The organism is Mycobacterium sp. E3339 (genome assembly GCF_001666915.1).
GTDB lineage: Bacteria > Actinomycetota > Actinomycetes > Mycobacteriales > Mycobacteriaceae > Mycobacterium.
The window spans coordinates 1-15,769 of record NZ_LZIZ01000065.1 but is presented as its reverse complement, the minus strand read 5'-3'; the positions used below and the strand labels follow the sequence as shown (position 1 = coordinate 15,769).

Sequence of the window (15,769 nt, the reverse complement as noted above, 5' to 3'; positions counted from 1 at the left end):
TTGTTTAGCTTGAGGTCGGGGGAGGTGAGCCGAGGTGCAGATCCTGGTTACCGACGCCACCGGCGCGCTCGGGCGGCTGGTCGCACGGCAGCTGATCGCTGCCGGGCACACGGTGAGCGGCATTGCTGGGCGTCCCCACCCATGCCTGGACGGCAACGTCGAGTTTGTTTGCGCACCGCTGCGCCACCCGGTCTTGCGGGAGATGGCCGAGGAAGCCGACGCGGTCATCCACCTGGCCCCGGTCGACACCACCGCACCCGGCAGCGCCGACATCGACCTGCTGGCCCATGTGACCGACGTGGCCGCCCGGGCCGGCGACCGGTTGCTGTTCGTGTCCCAGGCCGCCGGGCGGCCCGAGCTGTACCGGCCCGCCGAGGAGCTCGTGTCCACCAGTTGGGGGCCCAGCTTGGTCATCCGCATCGCCCCACCGGTCGGGCGCCAGCTCGACTGGATGGTGTGCCGCACCGTGGCCACGCTGCTGCGCACGAAGGTGTCGGCGCAACCGATGCGCGTGCTGCACATCGACGACTTGGTGCGCTTCCTGGTCTCGTCGCTGGACTCCGACCGCACCGGCGTGGTCGACCTGGCCTCGCCGGACACGGTCAACATGATCACCGCGTGGCGGATGCTGCGATCCGCCGATCCACGGTCCCGGCTGAATCGGGTGCGCAGCTGGGCACGGCTCGTTCCGGACATGGATATCGCTGCGGCGCAAGAGGATTGGTCGTTCAAGTTTGGCTGGCAGGCACTCGAGGCCGTGGCCGACACCGCCCGCGGCCTTGTCGGCCGCCAGATCGGCCCCGCGGGCGCCACCGGCCACGGGCGCCAACTGGCGATCCCGGTCGAGGTCGCCCCCCGTTTGCCACCTTCGGCGGAGGAGCACAGCGCGGCACCCGAGGGCGTCGAGGGCGAATTCGACGACCGGATCGATCCGCGCTTCCCCATTTTCAGCGCGGCCAACCTCGCCGAGGCGCTGCCCGGGCCGCTCACCCCCATCACGCTGGACGTCCAGTTGAGCGGATTGCGCGCGGCGAATGGGGTGCTGAGTCACGTGCTGGCGCTGGGCGGCGTGACGGGCGACGAGTGGGGCAACAGGGCCATCGCGGTGTTCGGCCACCGGGCCTACGTCGGGGTGTCGGTCAACATGGTCGCCGCGGCCCAGCTGCCCGGCTGGGACCAGGATGCGGTCGCCCGTAACGCGCTGGCGGGCCGGCCGCACGTCGGAGACCCCCTGCCGTTCGGTGAGCCCGCGCTGGCGGGCGGCGCCCTCGGGTACATCGCCAAGGCCGTCGTGGCGGGGCGGTCGCTGGCGCTGCTGCGCCACCTGAAGTCCGACACCGGGGCCTACAGCGCCGCCGCCGACGCCGAACAGCTCGACGCCACACAGCTTGCGTCGCTGCCCGACGCCGGCCTGGAAGTCCGAATTCGCCTGCTGCGGGACCGGATTCATCAAGGCTGGATCCTCACCGCGTTGTGGCTGATCGACACCGGCGTCACCGCGGCGGCGCTGGAGCGCAGCAAGGAGGCGCGCGGTGTGCCTGGGGTGGACATGATCATGGAAAGCACGCGCGTCGCGGCCGGGACCGACCAGCTGGCGGCGGTGCTGCGGGCCGACCCGCCGCTGTGCGCGCTGGCCCAGGAGGGCAACCTCGACAGCATCCGCGCGCTGTCTCCGGCCACCGCCGCGGCGGTGGACGCCGCCGTCGCCCGGCTGGCGCATCGTGGGCCCGGGGAAGCCGAGCTGGCCAGCCGCACCTACGCCGACGACCCGGCGCTGCTGTTGACGGCCGCGGGGGCGGCCGCGGTGTCCGCCGCCGCGTCGACCGAACCGCCGTCGGCGACGCTGTCCCGGCGGCTGACCACCAATGCCCGCGACTCGCGAGAACTCGCCCACGACACCACGCTGCGGTTCACTCATCAACTGCGGATGACGTTGCGGGAGCTGGGATCTCGCCGCGTGGCCGCCGACCTGATCGACGTGGTGGAGGACGTCTACTACCTGACCTGTGACGAGCTGGTCACCATGCCGACAGACGCCCGGCTGCGGATCAAACGCCGCCGCGCCGAACGGGAACGGTTGCAGGTGCAGCGCCCGCCCGACGTCATCGACGGGACGTGGGCTCCCGTCGAGCAGGCCCCCGATTAACCGAGGAGTTCGCGCAGGTAGAGCGCGTTGCGCACCGCGTGGCCGCCCAGGTCGTTGTTGAAATACATCCACACGTCTTTGCCGTCGTCGCTCCAGGCGGCGATCCGGTCGGCCCAGCGCCACAGCTCGTCGTTCGAATAGGAGCCGGCGTAGATCGCGTCCTGATCCGGGCCGTGCATGCGGACGTACACCAGGTCGGTGGTGGCCCGCGGCACGCACGCCAACCCGGCGCCGCTCATCACCACGTAGGCGGCGCGCCGGCGTTCCAGCAACTCGAAGACGCCCGCGTCGTTCCAGGACGGATGGCGCAGCTCCATGGCGACCCGGATCGACTCCGGCACGCCGGCCAGAAAAGCGTCCAGGCGCGCGTCGTCGCGCTGCTGCTCGGGATGCAGCTGCACCAGCAGCACCCCGCGGCGATCACCCAGCAGGTCCCAACAGCGCACGAAGCGCTCGATCCACGGCTCGGGCGAGGCCAGGCGGCGGTAGTGCGTCAGCCCTCGATGGGCCTTGACCGACATCTTGAAGCCGTCCGGGAGCCGGTCGCGCCAGCCCGCGAACGTCGAATCCTTCGGCCAGCGATAGAAACTCGCGTTCAGCTCGACGGTGTCGAACACCTCCACGTAGCGGGCCAACCGGCGCGCCACGGGCAGGCCGGGCGGGTAAAGAACGTCCGCCCAGTGGTTGTAGGACCATCCCGAGGTACCGATCCGTACGGTCAACCGGTCACCTGCCGGCGCACGTCGTCGTCCAGCGAGACCCTGATCAGTGCCGCGGCCAGCCGCGCATTGGCCTGCGGCGCAAGGGCTCCCAGCTTTGCCGGCTGGGTGGGCAGGCCCAGTTGCCTGGCCGCGGCAATAGCCCGGTCGTCGAAGTACGGCCGCACCCAGGTCCACACGTCCTGCGCCTCGCGCAGGTAGATGTCGGCGCCGGTGTCGCCAATCCCCTTGAATCCCTTGAGCAAACGCTTTGCGGCTGCGACGTCGTGCTGGCTGCGATCGGCGAGTTGCCGTAAATCGCCGCCGTATTCGTCGCGCACCCGTTCGGCCATGTCGGTGAGCCGGGTGGCCGAGCTTTCGTCGTAGCGCACGTAGTGGGCGCGCCCGAAGGCGTCGATCATTGCCGGCCGGTCCGAGGCCAGCACCGCCCGGGGGGTGCGCAGGCCGGCTTTGAAGAGTTCCCGTCCGGCGGCCATGGCGATGCCCGCATCGATCGGCTTGCTGGCAAGCATGCAGACGACCAGCAGCTGAAACAGCGGGATCGGCTTGTCGCTGAGCCTGATTCGCGCCTCGGCGGCATAGGTGGTTGCGGCAACCTCGAGCAGCCGTCGCACCAGTCGCGCAGGTTCGGGCATACCCGATGACGTACCCGCGCCCGGCCCCAGCAAACGGCGGCGGTCACTTGGGCGGCAGGCTGCGCGCGTAGCCGACCCCGCGCGACACCCAGGCCTGGAGTTGCCGTTTGGTCCGCACCCCGGCGGGCTCCACCCGAACCCAGCCACGGACGTCGCGGCCCGCCATCACCATCGGGCTGACGTGGGCGCGCTGCACCACCTTGTCGAATTCGTCCTGCGGCACCCGGACCAGGAGGCCGCCCTGGCCGCTGACGGCCACGGACATGTTGCCGTTGATCAGGAAGGCGAGGCCGCCGAACATGCGTTTCTCTTCGACGCCGCGTTCGGCGGCGACAAGCTCGCGGATTTCTTTCGCCAGGCTTTCGTCGTAGGCCACGGGCGGTGCGTCAGTCCAGGTCCACCCGGATGGTCAGCAGGTCGCTGCCCATCAGGCGCACCACCGCGCTGTTGAGCCGCGGCAGGTTACCGAGCCGCTGCAGCGGGTCGTCATCGGGCAGCAGATGCGCAGTGCCGCTGCGCCATTGGCCACCGATGCGCACCCGGACGGCGGGATTGGCCTTGATGTTGCGGACATAGTCGGAGTGTTCGCCATGCTCGGAGACCATCCAGAACTGATTGCCGACCAGCCGCCCGCCGACGGCGGTGCGCCGCGGCTTGACGCTCTTGCGGCCGGTGGTTTCCAGGCTGATTCCCGGCATCTGCCGGCCTACCGGATTGACGAGCAGCCGCTGCACGCGGTGGACCACTTGGCGTTTGAGAGTCACGGGTCCATTCAACGCCGCGCCCGCCGGCCGTGTCACCGTGCAAATGAAACAGCCGCCCCCTTGCGGGGGCGGCTGCCTCGTTACGCCGTTCTCTAGGTCCCCGGGTTGATCCCGCCGTTGACGCCGCCGCCGGCGTTCACCCCGCCGACGGGCGTGTACGCCTGGAATCCGGTAGACGTCTGGACGCCCCACTGGCCCAGATCCGGGTTGAAGACGACCGGAAGCTGGGTTCCGTCCGGGTCACCCACCGGCGGCACCCACGTGGCCGGGAGGCCGTAGCGACCCGGGTCGTTGTAGTGCCCCGGCGGCGGGAAACCGTCGTGTCCCGGGGGAAGCGGGCTGCCCGGTCCGTTGCAGTTGACGCGCGGCCCACCCGGGTTACAGATCGGCTGCCCGGGCACGTGCTGGCCCGGCAGGTCGTCCCGGTCGCCGCCCGGAACGTTCGGACCCGGAATGTTCGGGTTCGGCACGTTCGGGCCGTGCGGGTCTGCTTGTGCGATACCGGCGCCAATTCCGAACGCCGCGGACGTGATGGTTCCGGCCATGAGTGTGCCGGCTGCGATTTTGCTCAGATTCATCAGTGAACCCCCTTGTCGAGCAGTTTGGGCCGCTTAGTGCAGCTCAAGCGGTTGACTTGGTGATTCGCTCACCCCACCGCCCTCATCGGGCAGTCGAACCTCCAACCACCCAGATACCCGAGCGATGGATGTCGGAAACCTTCTTCCGTCCTACGCAGGCCGCGGCGCCGGCACGCCCACGGCACGCAACACCCATTCGCGGGGAACCGAGAACGCGAGTGACCTGCGCGGAATGGTGGTCAGCACGGGCTCCGGTATCGCCGTCTTGTAGTGCAGTGACAGGCGTCCGGAGAACGCGGGATCGATGTTGCCGACGTCGGCGGTGAGCACAAGCCCGTTCGGCGACAGCTCGGCTTGCACGGGGCCCTCCTGCGGCGCATCCCAGCGCTGGTCGATGGCCCGTCCCGCGAGCTTGGGCACCGTCGAGAGCGTGCCGAGCACCCGCTGGGACGTGAGCACCAGGGAGCCGACATAGCTGCGGATGTTTCCCTTGGCGACGAATCCCGGCACCGAGCCGCTGAATCGGAAAGTGGCGGGGACGTACTCGGCGAGCAGGACAATGCCTTCCGGTTCCACCTCCGCCCGCATGTCAGCGGGAAGCTTGCCGATGCGGAGCAATCTGCGCAGGATCACGGCCATCCACGGACCTTAACGCGCTTGGCCGGGATGCGAGCGAGTTTGCTGCGCATCCCGGCCACGCTTGCGTCAGGCAGCGGCCGTGGCTGTCCCGACCACCGGTTCGAGAGCCTGCGCGACGATGTCGGCGACGTCGGTCATCGGCTTGACGTCCAGCGCGTCGAGCACCTCGGCGGGCACGTCGTCCAGGTCGGGCTCGTTGCGCGCCGGGATGAAAACCGTTGACAGGCCGGCTCTTTGCGCGGCGAGCAGTTTCTGCTTGACGCCGCCGATCGGCAATACCCGACCGTTCAGCGTGACCTCGCCGGTCATGCCCACGTCGGAGCGCACCTGGCGTCCGGTGGCCATCGACACCAGGGCGGTCACCATGGTGACACCGGCCGACGGGCCATCCTTGGGCACCGCGCCGGCGGGCACATGGACGTGGATGCGCCGGTCGAGGGCCTTCGGATCGACCCCCAACTCCGCGGCGTGGGAGCGCACGTAGGACAGCGCGATCTGCGCCGACTCCTTCATGACGTCACCCAGCTGACCGGTCAGCTGCAGGCCGGGTTCGCCCTCGGTTGAACCGGCTTCGATGTAGAGCACGTCGCCACCCAGCCCGGTGACGGCCAGGCCGGTGGCCACGCCCGGCACCGCCGTGCGTTCGGCCGACTCCGGCGTGAACCGCGGGCGGCCAAGGTAGTCAACCAGATCCGGCTCGTCGATGGTGATCGGCCCGGAATCGTCCGCCAGCTTGGTGGTGACCTTGCGCAGCGCCTTGGCCAGCAGCCGCTCGAACTGTCGCACACCGGGTTCCCGGGTGTAGTCGGCGGCGATCTTGCGCAGCGCGGCGTCGGTCAGCGTGACCTCGTCCTCGGTCAGCGCCGCCCGCTCCCGCTGCCGGGGCAGCAGGTAGTCCCGCGCGATCGCGACCTTGTCGTCCTCGGTGTAGCCGTCGATAGCCACCAGCTCCATGCGGTCCAGCAGCGCCGACGGGATGTTCTCGATCACGTTGGCGGTGGCCAGGAACACCACGTCCGACAGGTCCAGGTCCAAGTCCAGGTAGTGATCGCGGAACGTGTGGTTCTGCGCCGGGTCGAGGACCTCCAGCAGCGCGGCGCTCGGGTCGCCCCGATAGTCCGAACCGACCTTGTCGATTTCGTCCAGCAGCACAACGGGATTCATCGTTCCCGCCTCACCGATGGCGCGCACGATCCGGCCGGGCAACGCGCCCACATAGGTGCGCCGGTGCCCGCGGATCTCGGCCTCGTCGCGCACACCGCCCAGGGCGACGCGCACGAACTTGCGGCCCAGCGCCCGCGCGACGCTCTCACCCAGCGACGTCTTGCCGACGCCGGGGGGACCGGCCAGCACCATCACCGCGCCCGAGCCGCGGCCGCCCACCACCTGCAGCCCCCGCTGGGCGCGGCGGGCCCGCACGGCCAGGTATTCGACGATGCGGTCCTTGACGTCGTCCAGCCCGTGGTGATCGGCGTCCAGGACGCCGCGCGCGGCCTTCAGGTCCGTCGAGTCCTCGGTCCGGACGTTCCAGGGCAGGTCGAGGACCGTGTCCAGCCAGGTGCGGATCCAGCCGCTCTCCGGGCTCTGGTCACTGGAGCGTTCCAGCTTGCCGACCTCGCGCAGCGCGGCCTCGCGCACCTTTTCGGGCAGGTCGGCGGCCTCCACGCGGGCCCGGTAATCGTCGGATCCGTCGGGCTCGCCCTCGCCGAGTTCCTTGCGGATGGCGGCCAGCTGTTGGCGCAGCAGGAACTCCTTCTGCGTCTTCTCCATGCCCTCGCGGACGTCCTCGGCGATCTTGTCGTTGACCTCGACCTCGGCGAGGTGGGAACTGGTCCAGTCGATCAGCACGCGCAACCGTTCGGCGACGTCGACGGTCTCGACCAGCTGCCGCTTCTGCTCGCTGGACAGGTACGACGCATACCCCGAGGTGTCGGCCAGGGCCGACGGGTCGGTCAGCCTGTTGACGTAGTCGACGATTTCCCAGGCCTCGCGCCGTTGCAGCATGGCCAGCAGCAGCTTCTTGTACTCGGCGGTCAGCGCCTTGACCTCGTCGGTCGTCTCGACGTCGGGGACCTCGGTCACCTCGACCCACAGCGCCGCGCCCGGCCCGGAGGCTCCCGTCCCGATCTGCGCCCGGCGCTCCCCGCGCACGACGGCCGCGGTGCCGCCGCCGGCGATGCGTCCGACCTGCAAAATCTTCGCGATCACGCCGTGCGAGGGGTAGCGGTCGTCGAGCCGGGGCGCGATCAGCAGCTGCCCCGACTCGCTCGCCTGGGCGGCGTCGATCGCCGCCCGAGCGGCATCGTCGAGCGCGATCGGAACGACCATTCCGGGCAACACGATGGTGTCGGTGACAAACAGCACCGGCACCGATTTGGCTTCAGCCATCAATCCTCCAAAAACTGAGTCTGATGCGCTCAACCCAGCCCGGCGCCGGTTTGTTCCCGGGGGGATTTCGCTACGAGCGTCACGCCAGCGCGGCACCAGCCGCCGAGCGCCACGCTGGCGTCACGCGGGCGAAACCGGGCCCAGCCGCCGCAGTTGCGTCACGTGCGTGGGCGAAAGCTCTTCGAGGCAGGTGACGCCCAGCAGCCGCATCGTCCGGATCACGCCGTCGGCGAGGATCTCGATCGCGCGGGTGACGCCGGGCTGGCCGCCGGCCATCAGCCCGTACAGGTAGGCCCGCCCGACGAGCGTGCACCGCGCACCGAGGGCGATCGCCGCCACGATGTCGGCGCCGGACATGATCCCCGTGTCCACCAGGATCTCGGTGTCCTTGCCCAGCTCGCGGGCGACCACGGGCAACAGGTGGAAGGGCACCGGGGCCCGATCCAGTTGGCGTCCGCCGTGATTCGACAACACGACGCCGTCGACGCCGCGCTCGACGACCGCGCGCGCGTCCTCGAGTGTCTGGATGCCCTTGACGACCAACTTGCCCGGCCATTGGGCCTTGATCCAGTCCAGGTCGTCGAAGGTGAGGCTCGGGTCGAACATGGTGGAGAGGTACTCGGAGACGGTGCCGGGCCAGCGGTCCAGCGACGCGAACGCCAACGGCTCGGTGGTCAAGAGGTCGAACCACCACTTCGGGTGCGGCACGGCATCCAGCACGGTGCGCAGCGTCAGCGTCGGCGGGATCGTCATCCCGTTGCGGTTGTCCCGCAACCGGGCCCCGGACACCGGGACGTCGACGGTGGCCAGCAGGGTGTCGAAACCCGCGTCGGCCGCGCGGCGCACCAGCGCCATCGAGCGTTCCCGGTCGCGCCACATGTAGAGCTGAAACCACTTCCTGCCCTGGGGAACAGCGGTGACGAGGTCCTCGATCGAACAGGTGCCGAGCGTGGACAGCGAGAACGGAATGCCGGCCCGGGCCGCCGCCCCCGCGCCGGCGATCTCGCCCTCGGTGTGCATCAACCGGGTGAAGCCGGTGGGCGCGATCGCGAACGGCAGGACGACGGGTTGACCCAGCACGTTCCAGCCGGCGGTGACGTTGGTGACGTCCCGCAGAATCGTCGGGTGAAACTCGATGTCGCGGAAGGCTTGTCGAGCGCGCGAAAGCGAGATCTCGTCCTCGGCCGCGCCGTCGGTGTAGTCGAACGCCGCCTTGGGGGTGCGCCGTTTGGCGATCCGCCGCAGGTCTTCGATGGTGTACGCGGCGTCGAGGCGGCGCCTGGTGGCGTCGAACTGCGGTCGCTTGAACTGGATCAGCGGCGCCAGATCGCGCACCCTGGGCACTCGTCGTCGGACCGGCATATGTGCAACCGTAGTCACATGGACGCGCGCAGCGACCCCTTCGACCTGGAGCGCTTCGTCGACGCGCAGGCCCCGGTGTACCGCACCGTGGTGGACGAGCTGCGCGCCGGCCGAAAACGCAGCCACTGGATGTGGTTCGTCTTCCCGCAATTGCGCGGCCTGGGCGGCAGCCCGACCGCGGTGCACTACGGCATCTCGTCGCTGGACGAGGCGCGGGCCTACCTGGCCCACGAGCTGCTCGGGCCGCGATTGCGCGAGTGCGCCCGCCTGGTCAACCAGGTGCGGGGCCGCTCGGCCGGCGAGATCTTCGGCTCGCCGGACGACCTGAAGCTGCGTTCGTCGATGACGCTGTTCGCCTTGGCGACCGACGAGAACGGGGAGTTCGTCGCGCTGCTCGAGAAGTATTACGGCGGGCAGCAGGATGAGCTGACGCTGAAGCGGCTAGGCCGGGCCTAGAATCCGCCAGCCGTGCGGCTCGACCACCACCGCGTCGACGACCTCCTGCGGTGGGGCCGCCGATCCGCCGATGACCCGCCGGTGTCCCGCGCCCAGCTCCGTCAGCGCCACGCGCATCGGCTCCTCGCCGATGTTGAGCGCGACCAGCAGCGCGTCGTCGCCGCTGCGGGTCTCGTACACGTAGTGCCGGTTTTGCAGCCGCAGCGCGCTCGTCGTCGCCCGGTGCAGCCACGGGTGGCGACGACGTAGCCCGACCAGGAATTGGTGCAGGGCCCACATTTCCGCCCCGAAATCATCCAATTGCAATGGGGGAGAAGCGAACTCGGGCCGCACCGCGTCGTCGCCGCCGTAGCGCTCCTCCTTGACCCCGCGGAATCCCAGCTCGTCGCCCGCGTACACGCTGGGCACGCCACCGACGGTCAGCAGGATCACCAGCGCGTGCGCCACGTGCTCGGGGCGTTCGAGCCGGCTGGCGATGCGGGTGACGTCGTGGTTGCCGATGAAGGTCAGGGGCGTGAAGCCGGCGAGAAACTCGGCGTGCCGCTGCAACGCCCAGTCCAGCTCGAAGAAGTTGCCGTCGTTGAGGCCGCTCCAGATCGCCTTCCACAGCTCGTACTGGGTGGCCGAGTCGAACGTGGCGGCGCGCACTACCGCGGCGTAGTCGCCGTGAATGAGCTCGCCGACGAACCAGGAGTCTCCGAACCGCTCGCGCACCCGCGGCAGCGTGGCCGCCCAAAACCGTTCGGGCACCGTGTAAGCCGCGTCCAGGCGCCAGCCGTCGGCGCCGCGGCCCAGCCAGTGCGCCATCACGTCCACGGTGTAGTCGGCGACCTCGGGGTTGTCGTGGTTGAGCGTGATCAGCTCGGAGTGGCCCTCGAACGTTCCGCCGCTGAACCACCCCGGTGCCCCGTCGCGGTAGCGGGGGAAGTCCACGCCGACGTGGTTGAACACGCCGTCGAGCAGGATGCGCAGCCCGCGGCGGTGAGCCTCGGCGACGAGGTGGTCGAAATCGGCGTCGTCACCGAGCCGGGGATCGATGCGGTAGTGGTCGGTGGTGTCGTAACCGTGTGTGCGCGAGGCGAATATCGGCCCCAGCGCAATGCCCGAAGCGCCCAGCGCGATCGCGTGGTCGAACCAGTCGACGAGCCGCCGCAGCCGGTGTTCGCCCGGCTGCGGCGGCCCGTCCGACGCGGGAAACGCGCCGACGAACCCCAGCGGATAGACCTGCCACCAGATCGCGTGTTCTACCCAGGCTGGAGCCGTCACTAGCCGACGGCAGCCAGCGTCTGGGAGGCGACGATCGCTTGCGCCACGCCGGCGACGATGGCCGCGGCCTTCAGCGCCTCCTGGATGGTCTCCCGGCTGACGCCCGCCTCGCGCAGCGTGTGCTCGTGGGCTGCCACGCAGTCCGGGCAGCCGTTGATCGAGGACACCGCGAAGCACCACAGCTCGAAGTTCGCCTTGTCCACACCGGGATTGGCGATGATGTTCATCCGCAGGCCCGCCCGCAGGTCGTCGTACTTCCCGTCGAGGAAGCCACGGCCGCGGTAGAACACGTTGTTCATCGCCATGATCGAGGCGGCGCCCAGGGCGGCGTTGTACGCCTCGGCCGACAAGAGATCGGCCGCCTCGGCACCGATCTGGGTGATCACCTCGGTGTTGCGGGTCGCCGCGGCGCTCGCCAGCAGGGTGCCCCACAGCTGTTCCTCGTTCAGCTCCGTAGTGCGCGTGATGGAGCCCAGGTTGAGCTTGAGGTCCTTGGCGTACTCGGGCAGCGCTTCCTTGAGGTTTTCTACGCTCATCTCGCCTCCCTGATCAAACCCTAGTGATTAGGCCGAAGCCTTGAGCAGCTCGGTGGCGTCGAGCGTCGGGTCGCCCTTGCGCCAGTTGCAGGCGCACAGCTCGTCGGACTGCAGCGCGTCGAGGACCCGCAGCACTTCTTCCACGTTGCGGCCCACGGAACCCGCGGTGACCGAAACGAATTGGATCTCGTTGTTGGGATCCACCAGGAAGGTCGCGCGGTCGGCGACGCCGTCGGCGTTGAGAACGCCGGTGGCCAGGCTCAGCTCGCGCTTGATGTCGGACAGCATCGGGAACGGCAGCTTCTTCAGGTCCTCGTGCTGGGCCCGCCAGTTGAAGTGGACGAACTCGCTGTCGATCGAGACGCCGAGCACCTGCGCGTCGCGGTCGGCGAACTCGTCGTTGAGCTTGCCGAAGGCGGCAATCTCGGTCGGGCACACGAAGGTGAAGTCCTTGGGCCAGAAGAACACAACGCGCCACTTGCCTTCGTGGTCCTCGTTGGTGATGGTGGTGAAGTAGTCCTCGGGCTGCTTCGCATCGACCTTGGACAGGTCGCCCGCGATCAGCGCAGTGAGCTCGTAGGCGGGGAATTGGTCGCCGATGGTCAGCAGAGGCATGTCGCTCCTTTTTGGATTTACTCAAGATTAGCCGTCCCTGCCATGGTGCCCGCTTTCCTTACCTAAAGTAAAGGTGATATTTCCCACTACACTTATAGGCATGCCCGATAGGAGTTATCAGCCGACGATCGCCGGCCTGCGCGCGTTTGTCGCGATCGCCGAGAAACGTCAATTCAGCGGCGCCGCAGCCGGTCTCGGCGTCAGCCAGTCCACGTTGTCCCAGGCGCTGGCGGCGCTGGAAACCGGGCTCGGCACCCAGCTCATCGAGCGCTCGACCCGGCGTGTCCTGTTGACCGCGGAGGGCGCGGAGCTGCTTCCGCGCGCCCAGGCCGTCGTCGACGCGGCCGACGCGTTCACCGCCGCGGCCGCCGGCTCGGCCGATCCGCTGCGCGCCGGGATGCGGCTGGGACTGATCCCCACGGTGGCGCCGTACGTGCTGCCCACCGTGCTGGCCGGCCTCGCCGAACGCTTCCCGGCGATGACGTTGCGGGTGACGGAAGACCAGACCGAGCGGCTGCTGACGATACTGCGCGAGGGCGCGCTCGACGCGGCGCTCCTTGCGCTGCCGGCCGACGCCCGCGGTGTCACCGCGATCCCGATCTACGACGAGGACTTCGTGCTGGCGTTGCCGCCCGGGCATCCGCTGTCGGGACAGCGCCGGGTACCGGCGACGGCACTGGCCGACCTGCCGCTGCTGCTGCTGGACGAGGGGCACTGCCTGCGCGACCAGGCGCTCGAGGTGTGCCATAAGGCGGGCGTGCGCGCGGAGCTGGCCAATACCCGGGCGGCCTCGCTGGCCACCGCGGTGCAGTGCGTGACCGGCGGTCTGGGCGTGACGCTGATCCCGCAGAGCGCGGTGCCGGTCGAGGCGACGCGAAGCCGCCTCGGGCTGGCGCAGTTCGCCGCGCCCCGCCCCGGACGGCGCATCGGCCTGGTGTACCGCTCGTCGAGCGGCCGCGACGAGTCCTACCGGCAGCTGGCCGGGATCATCGGCACCGTGATCCGCAGCCAACATCAAGTGCGCCTGGTCAAATAGGGCGGCGGGGCGCGGGCCGGGCAGTAGGTTCTGCCTATGGAGAAGGTCATCGCCGTGCTCATGCGTGCCGATTCGGACGAGAAGTGGTGCGCCCGCCAGCGCGGCCCCGTCGCCAGCGCCCTGTTGGAGCTGGGCCTGCCGGGGCTGTCGGTCAACGTGCGCGACGACGCGGTGCGCCACTCACTGATGACGCTGACGACGCTGGACCCGCCCGTCGGGGCGGTGGTGAGCATGTGGACGCAGCAGTGCTACGGCGAGCAGATGACGGCGGCCCTGGCCCTGCTGGGCACCGAATGCGAACAACTCGCCGCGTACCTGGTGACCGAATCCGTGCCGCTGAAAGCGCCCGCATCCGAATCGGGTTCTCGCACAACCGGTTTGGCTAACATTGCGCTGCTGCGCCAGCCGGCCGGGCTGGACCAGGCGAGCTGGCTGACCCGGTGGCAGCGCTATCACACCTCGGTGGCCATCGAGACGCAGTCCACCTTCGGCTACACGCAGAACTGGGTGGTGCGGACCCTCACCCCGGACGCACCGGGAATCGCGGGCATCGTCGAGGAGTTGTTCCCGACGGAGGCGATCACCGATCTCAAGGCGTTCTTCGGTGCCGCCGACGACAACGATCTGCACGACCGGTTGGGCCGAATGGTCGCGAGTACCACGGCGTTCGGCGCCAACGAGAACATCGACACCGTCCCCACCAGCCGCTACGTCTTCAAGACACCGTTCATCGAGGAAGCCACATGACAACTCTGCGCGACGCCGTGGCGTTGGCCGCGGCGGAACACGGCCTGGCGGTCGTTTCCACCGTCCGCGCCGACGGAACGGTGCAGGCCTCGCTGGTCAACGTCGGCCTGTTGCCGCACCCGGAAACCGGGCAGGAGGTGCTGGGCTTCACCACCTACGGCAAGGTCAAGTTGGCGAACCTGCGGGCGCGGCCGCAGCTGGCGATCACCTTCCGCAACGGCTGGCAGTGGGCGACGGTCGAGGGCCGCGCGGAGCTGGTCGGTCCGGACGACGCGCAGCCCTGGTTGCCCGCTCAGGACCAGTTGCGGCTGTTGCTGCGCGACGTCTTCACCGCCGCCGGGGGCACGCACGACGACTGGGAGGAGTACGACCGGGTGATGGCGCGGGAGCGCCGCGCCGTCGTGCTGATCGCGCCCACCCGCGTCTACAGCAACGGCTGACCTGGTTACGCTGCAGCGGTGACGCTGCAGATCGATGACGACAAGCGGGTGCGCACCCTCACGCTCAACCGGCCCGAGGCGTTGAACGCATTCGACGAAGCCCTCTACGACGCCACCACGGAAGCGCTGCTGGCCGCCGCCGAGGATCCCGAGGTCGCCGTGGTGCTGCTGACCGGCGCGGGTCGCGGCTTCAGCGCCGGAACCGATCTCGCCGAGATGCAGGCCCGCATCACCGATCCGGCTTTCACCCCGGGCAAGCATGGCTTCATCGGGCTGATCAACGCGCTCAGCGCGTTCCCCAAACCACTGATCTGCGCGGTCAATGGGGTCGGCGTGGGCATCGGCGCCACGATCCTGGGCTACGCCGATCTGGCGTTCATGTCGTCGACGGCCCGGCTGAAGTGCCCGTTCACCAGCCTGGGGGTGGCGCCGGAAGCGGCGTCGTCCTACCTGCTTCCGCAGCTGGTGGGCCGGCAGAACGCCGCCTGGCTGTTGATGTCCTCGGAATGGGTCGACGCCGACGAGGCGCTCCGCATGGGCCTGGTCTGGCGGGTCTGCGAGCCGGATGACCTGTTGCCCGAGGCCCGCCGGCACGCCGAAGTCCTTGCCAGCCGGCCCATTTCGAGCCTGATGGCGGTCAAGCACACGATGATGGAACCCGTTCGTCCGGAGATCGCGGCGGCCACCGCGCGGGAAAACGCTCACTTCGCCGAGTTGATGGGCGCCCAGGCGAACGCCGCCGCCCTGGCGGATTTCAACAAACGCTGACGCCGGCTACCGCGACGGGGCGGCCTCGAGGTTCGCCGACGCGGCGATGATCGCCCGCAGCGTCCGCCTGCACCGTCCGCAGTCGCCCCCGGCCCCGCACGCGGCCATGACCTCTTTCGAGGTGGAGGCGCCGCGCGCGACCACCTCGGACACCGTGTGGTTCGTCACGCCGACACAGAGGCACACGTACATCAGCGCATCCCCTGCATGCGGGCGACATTCCCTTCGTCGACGGCGTGGCCACGCGACCGCACTTCGTCCTCCCTCTCGGCATCCCGCGTCAGCGGGAATCCCGAAACAAGTGCCGAACCGACAGCCTTATTAGTTGAGTCTAACCTAACTTCGTTAGCGCAGTCTAACCTTACCCGCCAGCAACGTGGGCCACGGAGTTTCCGCGAGACACACACTGAGCACAGCCATACCTTGCTGGAAGATTGCCACCGGCCGTGGCAAAGTGCGGTTACGGCCCGGCATGGTGCGCTCAGCCCAGCGCGCCCGGCCCGGCGCCTAGAACGGCCACCGTTTACACCGTCACCGTAGGGGAGTGAAGATGCAAGGCGATCCGGATGTTTTGCGCCTGCTGAACGAGCAGCTGACCGGCGAGCTCGGTGAACCCCCAGTTGTCCTGCATCTTCGAGTGCAGGAAATATTGGTTGATCGCGGTGAGCTCGCCG

Annotated in this window: 18 protein-coding genes and 1 pseudogene; 6 read left to right on the top strand and 13 right to left on the bottom strand. The window is 69.2% G+C overall.

From position 1 onward, the window contains the following. The first annotated feature begins 34 nt into the window (after window positions 1-34). Window positions 35-2,146, top strand: coding sequence for a hypothetical protein (locus tag A5702_RS05935; RefSeq protein ID WP_068219045.1), 2,112 nt, complete (start codon window positions 35-37; stop codon window positions 2,144-2,146). On the opposite strand, the gene A5702_RS05930 is transcribed toward A5702_RS05935, so the two are convergent. The 8 genes from A5702_RS05930 to A5702_RS05895 all read right to left on the bottom strand — a co-directional run bounded on the left by A5702_RS05930 (window position 2,143) and on the right by A5702_RS05895 (window position 9,231). Beyond that, entirely contained in the window at window positions 2,143-2,868 is a 726-nt protein-coding gene (locus A5702_RS05930) for a DUF72 domain-containing protein (protein WP_068219042.1), read from the bottom strand. The genes A5702_RS05935 and A5702_RS05930 overlap by 4 nt on opposite strands. Then, window positions 2,865-3,500 carry an endonuclease gene (locus A5702_RS05925; RefSeq protein ID WP_068219039.1) on the bottom strand — a complete coding sequence of 212 codons (636 nt, stop codon included), beginning with the start codon at window positions 3,498-3,500 and terminating at the stop codon, window positions 2,865-2,867. The genes A5702_RS05930 and A5702_RS05925 overlap by 4 nt, the downstream gene beginning before the upstream one ends. A gap of 43 nt (window positions 3,501-3,543) precedes the next feature. Further along, window positions 3,544-3,876 (bottom strand): TfoX/Sxy family protein, encoded by a 333-nt coding sequence (locus A5702_RS05920; RefSeq protein WP_068219036.1) that lies wholly within the window; start codon window positions 3,874-3,876, stop codon window positions 3,544-3,546. Between the two features lie 10 nt (window positions 3,877-3,886). Continuing rightward, window positions 3,887-4,264 (bottom strand): nitroreductase family deazaflavin-dependent oxidoreductase, encoded by a 378-nt coding sequence (locus tag A5702_RS05915; RefSeq protein ID WP_068219033.1) that lies wholly within the window; start codon window positions 4,262-4,264, stop codon window positions 3,887-3,889. A 92-nt stretch (window positions 4,265-4,356) separates the two neighbouring features. Beyond that, window positions 4,357-4,842 (bottom strand): hypothetical protein, encoded by a 486-nt coding sequence (locus A5702_RS05910; protein ID WP_068219030.1) that lies wholly within the window; start codon window positions 4,840-4,842, stop codon window positions 4,357-4,359. A 150-nt stretch (window positions 4,843-4,992) separates the two neighbouring features. Then, window positions 4,993-5,481, bottom strand: a complete 489-nt coding sequence (locus tag A5702_RS05905; protein ID WP_068219027.1) for a hypothetical protein — start codon at window positions 5,479-5,481, stop codon at window positions 4,993-4,995. Window positions 5,482-5,547: 66 nt separating this feature from the next. Then, complete coding sequence (gene lon / locus A5702_RS05900) at window positions 5,548-7,869, bottom strand: endopeptidase La (RefSeq protein WP_068219024.1); 2,322 nt, start codon at window positions 7,867-7,869, stop codon at window positions 5,548-5,550. A gap of 120 nt (window positions 7,870-7,989) precedes the next feature. Then, a complete protein-coding gene (locus tag A5702_RS05895) occupies window positions 7,990-9,231 on the bottom strand; it encodes an alpha-hydroxy acid oxidase (protein ID WP_068219021.1) in 1,242 nt (413 codons plus the stop codon). 18 nt (window positions 9,232-9,249) lie between these two features. On the opposite strand from A5702_RS05895, the gene A5702_RS05890 reads away from it, so the two are divergent. Then, window positions 9,250-9,687: a DUF1810 domain-containing protein gene (locus A5702_RS05890; protein WP_055405254.1), complete on the top strand. Its 438-nt coding sequence runs from the start codon at window positions 9,250-9,252 to the stop codon at window positions 9,685-9,687. Here A5702_RS05890 and A5702_RS05885 read toward each other — a convergent pair. Genes A5702_RS05885 through A5702_RS05875 form a run of 3 tightly spaced genes read right to left on the bottom strand, consistent with a single transcriptional unit; the run spans window position 9,673 to window position 12,104 of the window. Beyond that, the gene (locus A5702_RS05885) at window positions 9,673-10,953 is read right to left on the bottom strand and encodes an alpha-amylase family protein (protein ID WP_068219019.1); all 1,281 of its coding nucleotides are present in this window, start codon (window positions 10,951-10,953) and stop codon (window positions 9,673-9,675) included. The two genes, A5702_RS05890 and A5702_RS05885, sit on opposite strands and share 15 nt — an antisense overlap. Continuing rightward, window positions 10,953-11,489, bottom strand: a complete 537-nt coding sequence (locus A5702_RS05880; RefSeq protein WP_068219016.1) for an alkyl hydroperoxide reductase — start codon at window positions 11,487-11,489, stop codon at window positions 10,953-10,955. Before A5702_RS05880 ends, A5702_RS05885 begins: the two co-directional genes overlap by 1 nt. Before the next feature lie 27 nt (window positions 11,490-11,516). After that, the gene (locus tag A5702_RS05875) at window positions 11,517-12,104 is read right to left on the bottom strand and encodes a peroxiredoxin (protein ID WP_067895315.1); all 588 of its coding nucleotides are present in this window, start codon (window positions 12,102-12,104) and stop codon (window positions 11,517-11,519) included. Between the two features lie 100 nt (window positions 12,105-12,204). Between A5702_RS05875 and A5702_RS05870 the strand changes: the two genes are divergently transcribed. The 4 genes from A5702_RS05870 to A5702_RS05855 are packed head-to-tail and all read left to right on the top strand — an operon-like array spanning window position 12,205 to window position 15,095. Continuing rightward, entirely contained in the window at window positions 12,205-13,140 is a 936-nt protein-coding gene (locus tag A5702_RS05870; RefSeq protein ID WP_068219012.1) for a hydrogen peroxide-inducible genes activator, read from the top strand. 36 nt (window positions 13,141-13,176) lie between these two features. Continuing rightward, window positions 13,177-13,887, top strand: coding sequence for an EthD domain-containing protein (locus A5702_RS05865; protein ID WP_068219008.1), 711 nt, complete (start codon window positions 13,177-13,179; stop codon window positions 13,885-13,887). Further along, on the top strand, window positions 13,884-14,327 hold the full coding sequence (locus A5702_RS05860; RefSeq protein ID WP_068219005.1) for a TIGR03618 family F420-dependent PPOX class oxidoreductase: 444 nt from the start codon (window positions 13,884-13,886) through the stop codon (window positions 14,325-14,327). The genes A5702_RS05865 and A5702_RS05860 overlap by 4 nt, the downstream gene beginning before the upstream one ends. 18 nt (window positions 14,328-14,345) lie before the next feature. Next, on the top strand, window positions 14,346-15,095 hold the full coding sequence (locus A5702_RS05855) for an enoyl-CoA hydratase/isomerase family protein (RefSeq protein WP_068219002.1): 750 nt from the start codon (window positions 14,346-14,348) through the stop codon (window positions 15,093-15,095). Window positions 15,096-15,101: 6 nt separating this feature from the next. Here A5702_RS05855 and A5702_RS05850 read toward each other — a convergent pair whose 3' ends face one another. Together A5702_RS05850 and A5702_RS26195 are read right to left on the bottom strand one after the other, a co-directional pair. Next, window positions 15,102-15,287 (bottom strand): bacterioferritin-associated ferredoxin, encoded by a 186-nt coding sequence (locus A5702_RS05850; RefSeq protein WP_055405246.1) that lies wholly within the window; start codon window positions 15,285-15,287, stop codon window positions 15,102-15,104. A 402-nt stretch (window positions 15,288-15,689) separates the two neighbouring features. Then, window positions 15,690-15,769: pseudogene (locus A5702_RS26195) on the bottom strand (bacterioferritin); the annotation flags it as partial.

What these genes read in the sequence shown, in the direction of transcription:
- A5702_RS05925 (WP_068219039.1), bottom strand. Translation starts at nt 3,500, where the DNA reads ATGCCCGAACCTGCGCGACTGGTGCGACGGCTGCTCGAGGTTGCCGCA.
- A5702_RS05880 (WP_068219016.1), bottom strand. Translation starts at nt 11,489, where the DNA reads ATGAGCGTAGAAAACCTCAAGGAAGCGCTGCCCGAGTACGCCAAGGAC.
- A5702_RS05875 (WP_067895315.1), bottom strand. Translation starts at nt 12,104, where the DNA reads ATGCCTCTGCTGACCATCGGCGACCAATTCCCCGCCTACGAGCTCACT.
- A5702_RS05850 (WP_055405246.1), bottom strand. Translation starts at nt 15,287, where the DNA reads ATGTACGTGTGCCTCTGTGTCGGCGTGACGAACCACACGGTGTCCGAG.
- lon (WP_068219024.1), bottom strand. Translation starts at nt 7,869, where the DNA reads ATGGCTGAAGCCAAATCGGTGCCGGTGCTGTTTGTCACCGACACCATC.
- A5702_RS05905 (WP_068219027.1), bottom strand. Translation starts at nt 5,481, where the DNA reads ATGGCCGTGATCCTGCGCAGATTGCTCCGCATCGGCAAGCTTCCCGCT.
- A5702_RS05890 (WP_055405254.1), top strand. Translation starts at nt 9,250, where the DNA reads ATGGACGCGCGCAGCGACCCCTTCGACCTGGAGCGCTTCGTCGACGCG.
- A5702_RS05870 (WP_068219012.1), top strand. Translation starts at nt 12,205, where the DNA reads ATGCCCGATAGGAGTTATCAGCCGACGATCGCCGGCCTGCGCGCGTTT.
- A5702_RS05895 (WP_068219021.1), bottom strand. Translation starts at nt 9,231, where the DNA reads ATGCCGGTCCGACGACGAGTGCCCAGGGTGCGCGATCTGGCGCCGCTG.
- A5702_RS05865 (WP_068219008.1), top strand. Translation starts at nt 13,177, where the DNA reads ATGGAGAAGGTCATCGCCGTGCTCATGCGTGCCGATTCGGACGAGAAG.
- A5702_RS05860 (WP_068219005.1), top strand. Translation starts at nt 13,884, where the DNA reads ATGACAACTCTGCGCGACGCCGTGGCGTTGGCCGCGGCGGAACACGGC.
- A5702_RS05910 (WP_068219030.1), bottom strand. Translation starts at nt 4,842, where the DNA reads ATGAATCTGAGCAAAATCGCAGCCGGCACACTCATGGCCGGAACCATC.